This is a genomic window from Rhabdobacter roseus (genome assembly GCF_014202275.1).
Lineage (GTDB): Bacteria > Bacteroidota > Bacteroidia > Cytophagales > Spirosomataceae > Rhabdobacter > Rhabdobacter roseus.
Genome location: NZ_JACHGF010000003.1, coordinates 73,389 through 87,347, shown reverse-complemented (window position 1 = coordinate 87,347; position 13,959 = coordinate 73,389). Strand labels below are relative to the sequence as shown.

General features: G+C 55.1%; 16 protein-coding genes. 5 read left to right on the top strand and 11 right to left on the bottom strand.

Annotated elements, in window-relative coordinates; all coding sequences use genetic code 11:
• Positions 1-4 precede the first annotated feature (4 nt).
• Genes HNQ92_RS10395 through HNQ92_RS10385 form a run of 3 tightly spaced genes read right to left on the bottom strand, consistent with a single transcriptional unit; the run spans position 5 to position 1,686 of the window.
• Positions 5-238 carry a CcmD family protein gene (locus tag HNQ92_RS10395; RefSeq protein ID WP_184173933.1) on the bottom strand — a complete coding sequence of 78 codons (234 nt, stop codon included), beginning with the start codon at positions 236-238 and terminating at the stop codon, positions 5-7.
• Between the two features lie 57 nt (positions 239-295).
• A complete protein-coding gene (gene ccsA, locus HNQ92_RS10390; RefSeq protein WP_184173930.1) occupies positions 296-976 on the bottom strand; it encodes a cytochrome c biogenesis protein CcsA in 681 nt (226 codons plus the stop codon).
• 47 nt (positions 977-1,023) lie between these two features.
• Positions 1,024-1,686 (bottom strand): heme exporter protein CcmB, encoded by a 663-nt coding sequence (locus HNQ92_RS10385; RefSeq protein ID WP_184173922.1) that lies wholly within the window; start codon positions 1,684-1,686, stop codon positions 1,024-1,026.
• 363 nt (positions 1,687-2,049) lie between these two features.
• Here HNQ92_RS10385 and HNQ92_RS10380 point away from each other — a divergent pair, with 363 nt between their 5' ends.
• Positions 2,050-2,277 (top strand): FeoA family protein, encoded by a 228-nt coding sequence (locus tag HNQ92_RS10380; protein WP_184174618.1) that lies wholly within the window; start codon positions 2,050-2,052, stop codon positions 2,275-2,277.
• A 39-nt stretch (positions 2,278-2,316) separates the two neighbouring features.
• On the top strand, positions 2,317-4,452 hold the full coding sequence (gene feoB, locus HNQ92_RS10375; RefSeq protein ID WP_184173920.1) for a ferrous iron transport protein B: 2,136 nt from the start codon (positions 2,317-2,319) through the stop codon (positions 4,450-4,452).
• A 9-nt stretch (positions 4,453-4,461) separates the two neighbouring features.
• Here feoB and HNQ92_RS10370 read toward each other — a convergent pair whose 3' ends face one another.
• On the bottom strand, positions 4,462-4,626 hold the full coding sequence (locus HNQ92_RS10370) for a hypothetical protein (protein WP_184173918.1): 165 nt from the start codon (positions 4,624-4,626) through the stop codon (positions 4,462-4,464).
• Positions 4,627-4,885: 259 nt separating this feature from the next.
• Complete coding sequence (locus HNQ92_RS10365) at positions 4,886-6,367, bottom strand: NAD(P)H-hydrate dehydratase (protein ID WP_184173916.1); 1,482 nt, start codon at positions 6,365-6,367, stop codon at positions 4,886-4,888.
• A 291-nt stretch (positions 6,368-6,658) separates the two neighbouring features.
• On the opposite strand from HNQ92_RS10365, the gene rplS reads away from it, so the two are divergent.
• Positions 6,659-7,021, top strand: coding sequence for a 50S ribosomal protein L19 (rplS, locus tag HNQ92_RS10360; protein ID WP_184173915.1), 363 nt, complete (start codon positions 6,659-6,661; stop codon positions 7,019-7,021).
• A gap of 165 nt (positions 7,022-7,186) precedes the next feature.
• Positions 7,187-7,966 carry a diaminopimelate epimerase gene (dapF, locus tag HNQ92_RS10355; RefSeq protein WP_184173913.1) on the top strand — a complete coding sequence of 260 codons (780 nt, stop codon included), beginning with the start codon at positions 7,187-7,189 and terminating at the stop codon, positions 7,964-7,966.
• Positions 7,967-8,064: 98 nt separating this feature from the next.
• On the opposite strand, the gene HNQ92_RS10350 is transcribed toward dapF, so the two are convergent.
• From HNQ92_RS10350 to HNQ92_RS10325, 6 genes are all read right to left on the bottom strand, one after another.
• Positions 8,065-8,370 carry a rhodanese-like domain-containing protein gene (locus HNQ92_RS10350; RefSeq protein ID WP_184173911.1) on the bottom strand — a complete coding sequence of 102 codons (306 nt, stop codon included), beginning with the start codon at positions 8,368-8,370 and terminating at the stop codon, positions 8,065-8,067.
• Positions 8,348-9,577, bottom strand: a complete 1,230-nt coding sequence (locus HNQ92_RS10345; RefSeq protein WP_184173909.1) for a DEAD/DEAH box helicase — start codon at positions 9,575-9,577, stop codon at positions 8,348-8,350. The genes HNQ92_RS10350 and HNQ92_RS10345 overlap by 23 nt, the downstream gene beginning before the upstream one ends.
• Positions 9,578-9,706: 129 nt before the next feature.
• Positions 9,707-11,443 (bottom strand): M14 family metallopeptidase, encoded by a 1,737-nt coding sequence (locus HNQ92_RS10340; RefSeq protein WP_184173907.1) that lies wholly within the window; start codon positions 11,441-11,443, stop codon positions 9,707-9,709.
• A gap of 98 nt (positions 11,444-11,541) precedes the next feature.
• Positions 11,542-12,018: a hypothetical protein gene (locus tag HNQ92_RS10335; protein ID WP_184173905.1), complete on the bottom strand. Its 477-nt coding sequence runs from the start codon at positions 12,016-12,018 to the stop codon at positions 11,542-11,544.
• A 77-nt stretch (positions 12,019-12,095) separates the two neighbouring features.
• Complete coding sequence (locus tag HNQ92_RS10330; RefSeq protein WP_184173902.1) at positions 12,096-12,311, bottom strand: hypothetical protein; 216 nt, start codon at positions 12,309-12,311, stop codon at positions 12,096-12,098.
• A 147-nt stretch (positions 12,312-12,458) separates the two neighbouring features.
• Positions 12,459-13,550 (bottom strand): lipase family protein, encoded by a 1,092-nt coding sequence (locus HNQ92_RS10325; RefSeq protein ID WP_184173900.1) that lies wholly within the window; start codon positions 13,548-13,550, stop codon positions 12,459-12,461.
• Between the two features lie 180 nt (positions 13,551-13,730).
• Here HNQ92_RS10325 and HNQ92_RS10320 point away from each other — a divergent pair, with 180 nt between their 5' ends.
• On the top strand, positions 13,731-13,952 hold the full coding sequence (locus tag HNQ92_RS10320; protein ID WP_184173898.1) for a hypothetical protein: 222 nt from the start codon (positions 13,731-13,733) through the stop codon (positions 13,950-13,952).
• Positions 13,953-13,959 lie beyond the last annotated feature (7 nt).

The following is a 13,959-nucleotide window of genomic DNA, read 5'->3' as shown; positions in this document are numbered from 1 at the left end:
CAGCTTATTTGATATTTAATTCCTTTTCCATTTTACCAATCCGCGATTCCAGCCGCAGCATGTTGGCCACGATGCCCAGAAAAACCACGGCCACCACGGCCACTACTACCCATATTTTCCCGTCGGCGCGCAGGCGATCCGCCATTTCTACGGACTCACCCGGGGCTTGGGCCATTAGCTTAGCGCCGGTGGCCAGCAGCATAAGTACTAACAAAGAGCATTTTTTGAGGGTATTCATGTCGATTTTACTTCCTAACAATAATTGGTATTAAAACGTTAATTCACAGCAAAAAAATCAGCGGGGCGCATTCAGAAGGCGGTCCTGCTGCGCGCGCTGAATAATCTTCAGCCGTACCCGGAGCTCGGCCAGCCAAAGTCCCAGGAGTATCCAGCCGATGACGGCCGGGTAAAAAACCATCCTCAACTGGCTATCCAGGTCAAAGGAGGCAAAAGTACTGTTGCCGCCACTGCCGGGGTGTAGCGAGTCGGTGAGGCGGGGTAGTATGTAAATCAAAGGTACAAACACCGCAAAGGCAAAAATATTGTATACCGACGCGATGCGGGCCCGGCGTTGCTCGTCGTCAAAAGAGCCCCGCAGCAGGAAGTAGGCCAGGTACATCAGAATCCCCACGGCGGCTCCGTTCAGCTTCGGGTCGTTGGGCCACGGGTCGCCCCAGGTAAAGTTGGCCCAAACCGAGCCCGTGAGGCAGCCCAAAATGCCGTAAAACAGGCCCGACCGCGCGAGCTCACTGGCAATGTCGTCGCTTTGGGGCTTGCCGTCGCGCAGGTACTTGAGGGAAAAAAGCATGGAAGCCAGCAAAAGGGTAGTCATCGCCAGCCACAACGCCACGTGAAAGTAGGTGTTCCGGACGGTTTCGTTGACAATGGCCAGGCGGGGTACTGGCCCCACAAAACCCATGATCACCACGTACAGCAGGAGTAGGATGCACAGGATTTTCCACCATTTTTTTCTCATTGCATTCGGTTTAAAGCGTATCTTTTTTCTCTTTTAGAAAGCCCTGACTAGCTTCGCCACAGGTACGGAAACAGTAAATAGCTGAGGGTTATGACAATGGCGTCCAGGGCCAGTAGGGTGCGGATCTCATCCATGCTCACGTCCCAATCGAGGCCGTCGAGGGCATTTTTGGACAGATTGATGGTCATCAGGAGCATCGGCAGCAGGATTGGGAAGCTCAGGACGGCCATCAGCGTGGCGTTGTTTTCGGCCTTGGAGGCGATACCCGCCACCAGCGTCAGGACCGACGCAAAACCCACCGCAGCCAGCAAAATGCTGATCAGGTACAGGCCAAGATCACCCACCGGATTGCCCATCACGAGCGCATAAAAACCAAAGCCCGTCAGCGACAGGACCACCATGAGCAGGCCGTTGTAAATGATCTTGGAAAGAATGATCGACTGCGGGCTGCACAGGCTGTAGTAGTAGATCAGGCGGCCGTAGCGCTCCTGCGAGAAACTCTTGGCGATGGCATTGACCGCCGTAAACAGCAGGATGATCCAAAACAGCGTATTCCAGACGATGGGCGTCAGCTGGTTATTTTTCAGGGCAAAACTCAGATAACACACGAACACCGTGCTGACCATGTACAGCAGCATCCCGCTGAGGGCGTATCGTTGCCGCCATTCCAGGGTTATTTCTTTCCAGAGGAGTGCTTTTAGTTCGCCCAAGAGTTTACTGCTGAAAGTGGAAAAGTACGCTGCGTTGCCGACAAAGCTACCTGACTAAAGTACCCCGCGTGGGGTCCGTAGCCCGGCAAACCCAACCGCGCGGCCAGCGAAATGCAACGCGATACGGAAGCCCGGCCGGAGCCCGGAAGGGACCTTACACCAAGCCCTTCTTAGCCAAGTACTACGCCCGTACTTATTGGTGCCACAAAAGTACGGCATAAAGCAATAGGGTAGTGGCATGGCGGTCAGGTTTTTCTACGACTTTCATCATCCGGGTCCAAATTCCCTTTGGGGGTCATTTGATTATGTCGGCTTCTTGGGCTTACTTTGTACTTCTTTATATTGAATCTAAATAAACTTCCGATGGCGAGCCGCAGCGTAGCAAATTTGGAAAAAGGCGAACGGGCCGTGATCAAGGCTTTTCGGGACCGGGCTATGTCGCTCAAGCTCCTGGAGATGGGCTGTGTGCCCGGCACCGAAGTACGGCTGGATGCGGTGGCTCCGTTCGGGGACCCTATTTGTATCAACATCGGTGGCTGGTACTGCCTGGCGCTTCGCCGCGACGAAGCGGCTAGTATTGAGGTAGAGTAGGGCCGACGTTTAGGAAGTGAACCCTCTTTTGAGAAACCATTGAAACAAAAAAAAAATAGAATTGCGCTGGTGGGAAACCCCAACGCCGGGAAATCGTCCCTTTTTAACCAGCTCACGGGCCTGCGCCAGAAAACCGGGAATTTTCCGGGGGTGACGGTGGAGAAAAAATCGGGTACCTTTCGGCTAACTACCCCCGACCAAGGAGCGGTGCAGGAAGTGCTGCTCATCGACTTTCCGGGTATTTACAGCATCTACCCCAAGTCGGCCGACGAGCAGGTGGTCATGAACGTACTGGCCAATCCCAGCCATCCCGACTACCCCGACGCCGTCATTGTGGTGGCGGATGCTTCCAATTTGCAACGAAACTTGCTGCTCTTTACCGAGATCGCGGATCTGGGCCTACCCACCGTACTGGCGCTGAACATGCTGGACATCGCCAGGAGCATGAACCAGGAGGTGAACGCGGTGCCGCTGGCGATGCAGCTGGGGGTACCTGTGGTGAAAATCAACGCGCGCACGGGAGAGGGGCTGGCCCATCTCCGCCAGGCGGTGCAGCAGCTCCTCGATCACGAAAAAGCGGCCCTGCCGTATTTCTTCGACCCCAGCGAAACCCAGGCGGCGCTCATTGAGGAGGTGAAGGAATCTTACCAACTCACGAACAACTACCTGGCGCTGCAGTACGTCTGCCAGCACGACAGCTTCGCCTTCCTGGACCAGCCGCGCCGCGCTCGGCTGGATGCCTTCATTGATAAGCACGGCTTTGACCAAACGGACTTCCTGGCCCGCGAAACCATCACGCGCTACGAGCGGCTGAAGCCCATCGTCGAGAAGGCCGTGAAGGTAGATGGTTTCGGCGCGCAGCCCCGCTGGACCCAGCGGCTCGACCGCGTCCTGCTGCACCCGGTTTGGGGGTACCTGAGCTTTATGCTGATCCTGCTCGTGATTTTTCAGGCGGTATTTGCCTGGGCGCAGTACCCCATGGACTGGATCGACGCGGGCACGGCCAGCCTCATTGGCTGGACCAAGGAAGCCCTGCCCGCCGGGGTACTTAACGAACTCCTCACCGATGGCCTCATGGCCGGCATTGGCGGCGTCATTATTTTTATCCCCCAGATCGCCTTCCTGTTTGCGCTGGTGGCTTTGCTGGAAGAGTCGGGCTACATGGCCCGGGTGATGGTGATCATGGACCGTATGATGCGTCGGCTGGGCCTGAACGGCCGCAGCGTGGTACCGCTTATTTCGGGCGTAGCCTGCGCCGTGCCGGCCATCATGACTACCCGTAGCATTACCAACTCCTACGAGCGCCTGCTCACCATTTTGGTAACGCCCCTCATGAGCTGCTCGGCGCGGCTACCCATTTATACCATCCTGATCGCCCTGGTGGTGCCGGAGCAAACGGTGCTGGGGGTACTTAACTTGCAGGGACTGGTACTTTTTGCGCTGTACTTTCTGGGGCTCGCGGCGGCGCTGGGCTCGGCCTGGTTGCTTTCTTTTTTTATTAAGCGAAAAGAAACCAGCTACTTCATGCTCGAAATGCCGACCTACAAACTACCCCGCTGGAGCCACGTGGGCATTACCGTCTACGACAGTGTTCGTTCGTTTGTGGTAGAAGCCGGGCGCATCATCGTGGCTATTTCCATTGTGTTGTGGGTACTGGCCTCTTATGGGCCCGGCGACCGCATGGAAGCCGCCGAGGAAAGCGTGCGAGCCCGCATGGCGCAGGAAGCTCCCGATGTACAGGAAGCGGCCGTGTCGTCGGTGCGGTTGGAATACTCCTACGCCGGGCATTTTGGGCGTTTTATTGAGCCCGCCATCAGGCCGCTGGGCTACGACTGGAAAATCGGAATTGCGCTCATCAGTTCGTTTGCGGCGCGGGAAGTGTTTGTGGGTACCATGGCGACGATTTACAGCATCGGTGGGGATGCCAGCGAGGACGCCATGACGGTAAAAGAAAGGCTACGAGCCGAACGAAATCCGCGGACGGGCGGACCCATGTATACCCCGGCCGTTTCGTACTCGTTGTTGGTGTTTTATGTATTTGCCATGATGTGCATGAGTACTTTGGCCATAGTATACCGCGAAACGCGGGGCTGGAAATGGCCGCTCATTCAGCTGGTATACATGATGGCCCTGGCCTACGGAGCGGCCTTCGCCGTGTACCAGCTCATGAGCTAGTACGCGGAGCTACCAAAGTACCCCTTTGGAAATCATGGGATAAATAAAACGAAAAATGATGTAGGCAAAAATCAGCAGAGAGAGTCCGCCCAGCAGGGTAGATTGATCCAATGCAAAACGGCCACTTTTTTTGGAGGGAGTCAACCCTTCCCAATTGCGTTGAACTACTTTCATGGTCTTATGTAAATAGGCTTATATAGATGTGTAAGGCGTGAATAAGGATACTACAAATCTCGTTCCTTAAGTCGTAGCATTGCTGCGTAATATCCCCCGTTTTCAAAAAACAAGTAGTACTACGTATACAAATCAGCTACGATAAAAGGAGTAGAAAGGATGCAGGAGGGTTGGAAAGGGAGCAAAATAAATTTTCTTAAAAAGGTACCCCTGGCTCGGGTTGGGTAGGTTTTTCAACAACATTAACGGAACTACCTTTTCACCATCCCAGATTTTCCACAACATCCGAAGCGATGAGGGCCGTTTGGGTACGTTGTTCAGCGGCGCGGTCACCCGCTGCACCGTGTTGGTACACACCGAGTTGGGCGGCTTGCTCGGCGGGGTACTTCTGCGCCAGCAGAGCCGTAAGAACGCCCGTGAGTACGTCGCCGGTACCTCCCGTGGCCATGCCGGCGTTGCCCGTCGCGTTGAAGTGCACCGTTCCGTCCGGAAATACCACCGCCGTATGCCCGCCTTTCAGGCAAAGTACCACCTGGTACTTGCGCGCGAAGCGGCGCGCCAGCGCCAGCCGCTCGTAGTCATGGGCCGCATCACCAGCCAGCCGCTGAAACTCCTTGGGATGGGGCGTCAGGATGGTACCTTGGGGTAGTTTTTGGAGCAAAGCCGGATTCTCGGCCAGTAAATTCAGCGCGTCGGCGTCCAGCACCAGGGGTACTTGGGCCTGGGCGATGAGCGCCTCAAGTACCCGGAGCGTTTGCGGATCTTTGCCCAGGCCGGGCCCCATGCCCACCACCGAATACGGCTCCAGCGCGGGTAGGGCAGTAATAATTTCTTCGTGGGGATCTACCTGCGTCATGGCTTCGGGCATATAGGTTTGCACAATACTGTAGCCGCAGCGAGGTACATGGGCCGTGAGCAGTCCCACGCCGCTGCGCAGGCAAGCGCTACCCGCCAGCAGCGCCGCGCCCATTTTGCCGTAGCTGCCCGCAATCAGCAGCGCGTGCCCAAAAGTACCCTTGTGCGAGAACTTGAGCCGCGGACGAATGAGCGCCCGTGCCACCGCCGCGTCGGTGAAGTAGTAAGGGGTACTTTCCTGCTCGATAAAATCGGCGGATAGCCCGATGTCCACGACCTGCCAGTCGCCAATGAACCGGTTGTTCTGCGGCAGCATGAAGGCCAGCTTCGGCAGCTGAAAGGTGACGGTATAGTCGGGCTGCACAATCACGTCTTCGGGGCCGTTGGGCTGGTCGGCGTACAGGCCGCTGGCGATGTCCACCGAAAGTACCGTAGCTTCGCTTTGGTTGATGGCCCGGATTACGGCCGCCAGCAAGCCCTCCACGGGTCGCGACAAGCCGGAACCCAGCAGGGCGTCAATCAGGATGGTACCGGGTGCGGGGGCCGGGAGCTCGTCTTGTTTTTTGATGAAATGGAGTGGCGCTCCTTGCGGCATTCGTTCCAGGTTGGCGCGAAAATCGTCCGAGGCCTGCTCGGTGTAGTCCACTACGTACACCTGCACCAGGTACTCTTTGTGGTGAAGTAGCCGGGCAATGGCCAGGCCGTCGCCGCCGTTGTTGCCTTTTCCGCAGAAGATCCGTACGGTTTGTTGATGGTCGAAGCGGGCGCAGTACCAGCACACAAACGCCTTGGCCGCGCGTTCCATCAGGTCTAGGGAAGTAATGGGTTCGTGGGCTATGGTGTGGGCGTCCAGCGCGCGTATTTGGGAAACGTTGAAAATCTTCATAAAAGAGCCTATGCGCCATAAAGTAGAAGGTAAGCGAAGGTACCTAAAAAATGCTGCCAAACCCACGGAGGTACCTACTAGGTACTTGAAAGAAGTACTTAAGGTACCCTCAAAGGCTCGTTTTTCTTTTCTTTATCTGATAAAAATGCCGGGAATTCTTTTAGGTAAAAAAGGAAAACCTTACCTTTGCACTCATTTTTCGCGAAGGCTGTTTTGAATGAAGGGGCGCCACCCCGTCCGCTGGAGGCAGACCGACGTACCTACTAACATCTTTTTTATTTACAAATACCCATGAGCGAATTAATTAAACTCGTTGAGGCTACGGTAGAAAACCGTAGGGCCGAGTACCCTAATTTCAAGGCGGGCGACACGATCAATGTGCACGTTAAAATCAGAGAAGGAAACAAAGAGCGTATTCAGCAGTTCCAGGGAACGGTGATCCAGCGCCGCAACGCCGGTAGCGTGGGCGAAACCTTCACGGTACGTAAAATCTCCAACGGCATTGGTGTAGAGCGGATCTTCCCGATTCTTTCCCCCAGCCTGGCCAAGATTGAGCTACTACGTCGCGGTAAAGTACGCCGCGCGCGCCTGTTCTTCCTACGCGGACGCCAGGGCAAAGCGGCTCGTATCAAGGAACTGAAAACGGCGAAATAACGAATCGTTTTCGATCTCCTCATAAAAAAGCCCCGCAAGCGATTCTTTCCTTGCGGGGTTTTGTTTGGAAAAAAGCGGGGCTTTTCAAAGTACCTTATATTGAAGGTACCCGGCCGCTCAATTTGGAATTGCAATTTTAAAGTACCTTGATTTCCCTGCCTAACCATGACGATCCCCTTTTATAAGTACCAGGGCACCGGCAACGACTTTATCCTGATCGACGACCGGGCCGCTACCTTTGCGGCTACGACCGAGCAAATAGCCCGGCTCTGCCACCGCCGCTTCGGCATCGGGGCCGACGGCCTCATCCTGCTCCGGAACGAGCCGGGCTACGATTTTCGGATGGTGTACTTCAACGCCGACGGCCGCGAAGGCAGCATGTGTGGCAACGGAGGCCGCTGTACGGTGCAGTTTGCCCACGACCTGGGGCTTTTCACCAGCCGTACGTCGTTTCTGGCCGTAGACGGTCCGCACGAAGCCACGGCCAGCTACGACCTCATCAGCCTGCAGATGGGCCCCGTACATGGCCTCGAGCAGCACGATACCTACGACTTCCTGAACACCGGCTCGCCGCACTACGTAGCCTACGTGGACGACGTGGCGCAGACGGAAGTGGTGGCCATTGGCCGGGCGGTACGCTACGGCGACGTGTACGGCCCGCTGGGTGGCACCAACGTCAACTTTGTGCAGGTACTTAACGAAAACCACCTGAAGGTACGTACCTACGAGCGCGGCGTTGAAGACGAAACCTACTCCTGCGGCACGGGCGTGACGGCCTGCGCGCTGTCGGCCCGGGCGCATTTTGGCTGGGAAGGCCCGGTGCTGATCGAGACCGTGGGGGGTACTTTGCAGGTTACTTTCCGGGAAACCGCGCCGCGGCAGTTTGAGGATATTTACCTCATTGGCCCCGCCCTGCGGGTTTTTGAGGGGACGGTGGAACTGTAACGTCTTCTGAACAAGGTGCCTGTCCATACAACAAAGCCGCCGTATCAGGTTATGAATACGGCGGCTTTGCTATTGGTAAAAGAAGTACCTCGGCGGGGTTACTCGGCTTCCAGAATTCCCCCTTTGAGGTGATAAATCGTTTTTTCGGACCACTCGGGTACGCGGCAGTAGTCCATGGCGGCTACTTTGCTGCGCGTGCCGTTGGTACAGATCACCAGAACGGCGTCATAAGGCTCCAGCAGGGGCCGCTGTTCCCGGATATGGGCGAGGGGAACGTTAATTCCCCCCAGGTTAAATTCCTCAAACTCCCAGGGTTCGCGTACGTCCACCACCAAGGTACCTGGTTGCTCGCGCAGCGCCTTAAACGCCGGAAGCGAAATATCAACGTACTCTCTGCGGGCCACGACGACGGAAATTGTTTTGCTTTCTGGGCGCCGCCTTGGCCTCCGGGGCTCCGCCCACGGGCGCGGCCGACTTGTCCGGATAAGGGTGGTCGTGCACCACGGGTATCTGCCGGGCAATCAGCTTGTGGATGTCCTTGAGGTAGGCGCGCTCTTCGGCGTCACAGAACGAAAACGCGGTGCCGTTGGCACCGGCCCGGCCAGTGCGGCCAATGCGGTGCACGTAGGTTTCGGGGATGTTCGGGATCTCGAAGTTGATCACGTGCGTGAGGTCGTCCACGTCGATGCCGCGGGCGGCAATGTCGGTGGCAACCAGGATGCGGGTTTTGCGGTTTTTAAAATTGTTGAGCGCGTTCTGACGGGCGTTCTGGGATTTGTTTCCGTGGATAGCTTCCGCCCGGATATCGGCCTTTTGAAGTACCTTCACTACCTTGTCGGCTCCGTGCTTGGTGCGGGTAAAAACCAGCGCCGTTTCGATGGAGTGGTCTTCGAGGATGTGAATCAACAGCGCGTTTTTATCCGATTTATCCACAAAATACACCGACTGCTGAATGGTATCGGCGGTGGAGGATACGGGCGTTACTTCTACTTTGGAAGGGTTGGTCAGGATGGTATCGGCCAGCTTCACGATCACGTCCGGCATGGTGGCCGAAAAGAACAACGACTGCCGACGGCTGGGGATCTCCTTAAGTACCCGCTTTACGTCGTGTACAAAGCCCATATCTAACATGCGGTCGGCTTCGTCCAGTACAAAAATTTCGAGTTGTTTCAGGTTGATGAAACCTTGCCCCATGAGGTCGAGGAGCCGGCCGGGCGTGGCAATCAGGATATCCACGCCGCGCGCCAGGGCGTCGGTTTGGGGCTTCTGGCCCACGCCGCCAAAAACCACAGTGTGGGTCAGGTGGGTATGCCGCCCGTACGCGGCAAAGCTCTCGCCAATCTGGATCGCGAGCTCGCGGGTGGGCGTCAGGATCAAGGATTTGATCGCCTTACGGCCGCGCTCGGCCTGGGGCCGGTTGTACAGCAATTGCAGGATCGGGATGGCGAAAGCGGCGGTTTTGCCGGTACCCGTTTGGGCGCAACCTAACAAATCGCGCCCGGTAAGAACGATCGGGATAGCTTGGGCCTGAATGGGAGTAGGAGTAGTGTAGCCTTCGGTTTTCAGTGCTTTCTGAATCGGCTCAATGAGGTTTAATTCTTGGAATGTCATGAGTAACTTATAAAAAGGCTTTCCGTAGTAGTTAGTGAGCAGAAAGCCTTACAAAATCGAGGGGCCCAATGCAGGCCGTGGTAATAACGCGTAATTGCCGCCAAACGTTCGTCGGGCCGGATTTAAGCCTTACTTTCTTCGTAAACGGAACACCGGGTACCTCAAGTACTCCTTCTCGGCATGGGGGGAATGCTCGTAAATATACTGTAACTGCGCCTCGGCACTCTTGGCAAAAGCGGCGTCGGTTTTTTTCTTCTCGGCCAGGGCCTGCCGTAGCTCGGGCGACTTGCTGAGCAGCTCCGCGGCCAGGTCTTCAAAAACGTAGGCCGAAAAACCTTCCTTGGCCTGTAAGATGGAATCAAAGAAATTCCACTTAAAAAACGAATCAACACCCTGCGGCTCCAGCGTCTCGATGAGGTACCTATTGGTCCACTGGTTGGCCGGAATGTACCAGTCGCCCCGCCGGAAGGGTACTTTTTGGCGCTCGGTGCGGAGCGTCACGCTGGTGTGCCAGTAGTGGCCTTCGTAGGGCCGGGCGGCGGTTTTGTAATCGGCGATGTAGTAGGTCTCCACGTCGAGCAGGGTATCCTGGGGCAGGGGCGTCATCTGGACCTGATTCAGTTGCAACAGCTCAATGACGTGGTGCCAGCCCTGCGGAATGACGTAGGCCTCGGGCCTTTCTACCACCTCCAGGGGTAGGTACTTGTCGTAAAAAGGGATCATTTTGGTGAAGGGTTTCGCGCGGTTATAGTGCAGGCGCGGGAGGCCGCTTACCTGACTGGGCAAGTACTCCGCTTCGTAGCCCTTGAATTCAAGCTCGCTGTGTTTGCTTTTATCCACCTGCCAGCTGACGGCAAAGGTACCTTGGGACTTTACGGCTTCTTTGGTTTCCTGCCGGATCTTCAACAGGTACTTGCGGTGCAACGCCAGGGCTTTCAAAGTACCCTGTAGGTAGGCGTAGGTAGCCTGCACCCGTTGCGGGTAGGGCTTCAGCATGTGAGTTTCGGTCATGACGCCGATGGTGTGAAACAGCGCCGCGTAGCCCGTAGAGTAGCGCGGCCAGTCCGGAAACTGCACAAAACCCTTGTCGGGCGTGTCGCCCCAGGCATTTACGTAGGGCGTGGCTTCGTAGCCGGCCTCCTTCATATGCTGGTACAAAAACGGCAGCAAGGTACCCTGGTGAAAAGCCCCGAGCGGCCCGCCGAGCTTGTCTTGCTGGGCGTAGTCGAGCGTCATGACGTACTGGTAGTCGGCGCCGTTGCTCACGTGGGTATCCACAAAAAGATCCGGATCGAGCTCGTGAAAGAGCGCGGCGAAGCTACGGGCGTTGCGGGTATCGGCCTTGATGAAGTCGCGGTTGAGGTCGTAGTGGCGGGCGTTGCCCCGAAAGCCGTACTCTTCGGGACCGTTTTGGTTGGTACGGGTGGTGGCGTTGCGGTTGAGAGCCCCACCGATGTTGTAAAAAGGAATGATAGCCACCACCACGCTATCCAACTCCGGGAAGCGCTCCGGGTGCAGGGCCATGTCGCGCAGCAGAAGCTGCGACGCGTCCACGCCGTCGGGCTCGCCGGGATGGATAGCGTTGTTGATGAGGTAGATGGCCTTGCCCTGACTTTTCAAAGTACCTATGTCAAACGTCCGGTTTTTGGAATAAAGTACCAGGTGGAGCGGGTACCCGCTGTCAGTGGGGCCTTTGGCCGTGAGCTGGATCTGCGGGAAATCCTGGGCCAGCCGGGCGTAGAACGCCATCGCCTCCGCGTAAGTGGGGGTTTGGGTACCCTGGCTTTTTTCAAAACGGGTTTCGTACTGGCCGAAAGCCAAAGTACCTATGCCGAGCAATAAAAAGAGGAGGAAAGACCGATGCATAGCGCCAGATAAAACGAATGTAGGCTCAAGGTACGTCGATTCGTCTTGTTGGCCAAAAAAATAGGGTGGGGAAGGCGGTGGAAATTCAGCCCAAGTACCTACCGTACCAAGAGCTTCACCACGTAGTTTTCTTTTTGAGTGTGGGTCGTTTTGGGATCGGAGTAAAAATCAGACACGGCTAGCTCGATCGGGCCGACCTGCCGAATGTACCGATCCTGTGCTTTCTTTTTACCCTCCCAACTCCAGGGTAAACGCTGCCCATCTTGACCCGACTCAATGGAAGCCGGAAGTATTATAACGTCTGAATTTACAACTAAAGATACATCGATTGATTGGTACATTCTACCTGTGTTGTCTTGTGCAAAAACACCTTCCGAGAACTTTACATGAACATCCTCGAACTTGATGGTATAAAGTGTATCATGGAGCGTGATAGAGATTTCCTGCCCGTACCGTAGCGTAATCACAGAGGGGTCTATATCGGGTGCTTTTCGGCAGGAGAAAAGGAGCAGGGGCATGAATAAAAAACCGAGTACGAAGGTACCTGGGCGTTTAAGGTTGGTGAGGTGTGCCATGATATTGATTTTTGATTCATCATCAAACAGACCTGGGTACTTGCTAAAAGGTTGGAACGGAGGAGAAAAATAAGAAATTATTTGTGGCTTGAAATCAGGATGTCTTCCATATCCTGTTGCGTCCAGTGGTTACGATCCCAGGCGGCATCGGCCAAGCCGGAAAGACGTTCCGCAAAGTATTGGCCTATCAGCTCTTTAATATTTACCAAATCTTCCTCACTGACGTCACGCGCGTAGAGTTGTAGCAGTTCTTGCTGAAGGTTGGTGAAAGGTGTTTTAAGGATCGACGGCATAATCTATTATCTATTTCTTCATCAACAAAAATAGTAAATAAAAGGAGCTTTATCCAGTATGCCAACCAGATTATCGTCGTCCTAATTAAGCGTTTACTACTCCATGTTAGGTACTTTCGATAGTAGCATTGGCCAAGCCAAAGTACCCTACCATTTTTCCAACAGATACAGGTACGGCTCGATGAGGTGGTGTACGAATACGTTTTCTTCGGAGTCGGGGAAAAGCTGGTAGTAGGCGTCGTCGGCCAGGAGCGTGATGGAAGTACCCGTCCGGACGTAGTCGCTGGTTTTGGCGTAGGCCGGTACTTCAAATTCGGGCAGGCTTTTCTTAATAAACTGCGACGCCATGCGGCCGAGGTACTTCTCGTAGTTGCGCTGGGCGCGCTCGCTGGGTTTGCGAAGCTGTTTGTACGCCCGCTTCATGACCAGTCGCGCCGGAAATTTTTGCTTCCGGATGATCTGGTCGGCGTTGGTGAAGGGATTGGTTTTATTAAAATCGCTAATCGTCTGGACCGAGAACGGCGTTTCGGGTACCCAATCGGCGGAGTTGACCACGTTGAAGGCCCAGTCGCCGCGGGTAGTGTACTCAAACTCGTGGGCGTAGTAGAGGTTGCCGGGCTTGGGGCCCGCGCTGCAGTAGGTTTTGAAGCGGATGTCCTGGGGCAAAGTACCCTGCTCCTGTAGGGAGTAGAGGTGAGAAGTGAGCAGGAACGTCAGCGCGCCGCCCTGGCTGTGGCCCATCAGCAGAAAATCCTTAATGCCCGCGCGGTAGCAGGAGTCGATCTTGGGCAGAATATCCTGCGCCAGAAAGGCCATGCCGACGGTCCAGCCTATGTGTACGGCGGCCTTGGGGTTTTTGGCTAGCTGGTACTTGAAGGTATAGCGGTTGGTGAGTTTGAGCTCACCCTGGGCGGGAATCATGGCCGCGTAGAAATTTTCGAGCCAGCTCACGGAGTTAATGGTCGTACCACGCACGTTGACGACGGCCAAAGGTACCTTGGTACTTTTCCAGAGGTCCCAGCGGTTGTCGAGCCCCACGACGGGCGAGCGGTAAACCGTCTGAAACGAAGTGGGGTCGGGGATTTGGGTCGTTACGCCTTCGTAGTGTTTGACGTACATCCGCATCAGCTCGGTGTACTCTTGCCTGTCAAAGCCGGGCTTCAGCACGTGCGTCTGAGCCAAGGTACCTTCTACCGCCAAAGCCAGCGTAGCAATCCATACAAGTAGTGACCGTTTCATAGTATATCAGGAGGTTGAGAACTACCTATTTGTGGCTAACAATGCAAAGTAGAGGGAATTTGTTAGAACTAATTGGCCATTTACTAAAAGGGCTGATCGGTGAAAGTACCTTATCTGCCTAAGGATCTGCTTTGGACGTCATTTTTGAAAATGGTATCTTTGAAAAAACAACTCTGGATCATGCAAGCGATAACCATTCATTCTGATAAAGATCAGTATATCATTAATATTGACAAAAAACGGTTCGACCAGGACACGCTACTAAAAATGATGGAATGGCTGAGGCTGGAAGAGCTGGCGATGAAAATGAATACCAACGAAAGCATCCTTGACATTAGTGAAGAAATAAAGTCAGACTGGTGGGAGCGAAATAAGGAGCGCTTCGAAGGGACGTTTTTTTGATGTGTCA

Bases quoted from the DNA above. Each gene is read 5' to 3' on its own strand.
- HNQ92_RS10395 (WP_184173933.1), bottom strand. From the start codon at position 238: ATGAATACCCTCAAAAAATGCTCTTTGTTAGTACTTATGCTGCTGGCC.
- ccsA (WP_184173930.1), bottom strand. From the start codon at position 976: ATGAGAAAAAAATGGTGGAAAATCCTGTGCATCCTACTCCTGCTGTAC.
- HNQ92_RS10380 (WP_184174618.1), top strand. From the start codon at position 2,050: ATGGCGAGCCGCAGCGTAGCAAATTTGGAAAAAGGCGAACGGGCCGTG.
- HNQ92_RS10370 (WP_184173918.1), bottom strand. From the start codon at position 4,626: ATGAAAGTAGTTCAACGCAATTGGGAAGGGTTGACTCCCTCCAAAAAA.
- HNQ92_RS10365 (WP_184173916.1), bottom strand. From the start codon at position 6,367: ATGAAGATTTTCAACGTTTCCCAAATACGCGCGCTGGACGCCCACACC.
- rplS (WP_184173915.1), top strand. From the start codon at position 6,659: ATGAGCGAATTAATTAAACTCGTTGAGGCTACGGTAGAAAACCGTAGG.
- dapF (WP_184173913.1), top strand. From the start codon at position 7,187: ATGACGATCCCCTTTTATAAGTACCAGGGCACCGGCAACGACTTTATC.
- HNQ92_RS10345 (WP_184173909.1), bottom strand. From the start codon at position 9,577: ATGACATTCCAAGAATTAAACCTCATTGAGCCGATTCAGAAAGCACTG.
- HNQ92_RS10340 (WP_184173907.1), bottom strand. From the start codon at position 11,443: ATGCATCGGTCTTTCCTCCTCTTTTTATTGCTCGGCATAGGTACTTTG.
- HNQ92_RS10335 (WP_184173905.1), bottom strand. From the start codon at position 12,018: ATGGCACACCTCACCAACCTTAAACGCCCAGGTACCTTCGTACTCGGT.
- HNQ92_RS10330 (WP_184173902.1), bottom strand. From the start codon at position 12,311: ATGCCGTCGATCCTTAAAACACCTTTCACCAACCTTCAGCAAGAACTG.
- HNQ92_RS10325 (WP_184173900.1), bottom strand. From the start codon at position 13,550: ATGAAACGGTCACTACTTGTATGGATTGCTACGCTGGCTTTGGCGGTA.
- HNQ92_RS10320 (WP_184173898.1), top strand. From the start codon at position 13,731: ATGCAAGCGATAACCATTCATTCTGATAAAGATCAGTATATCATTAAT.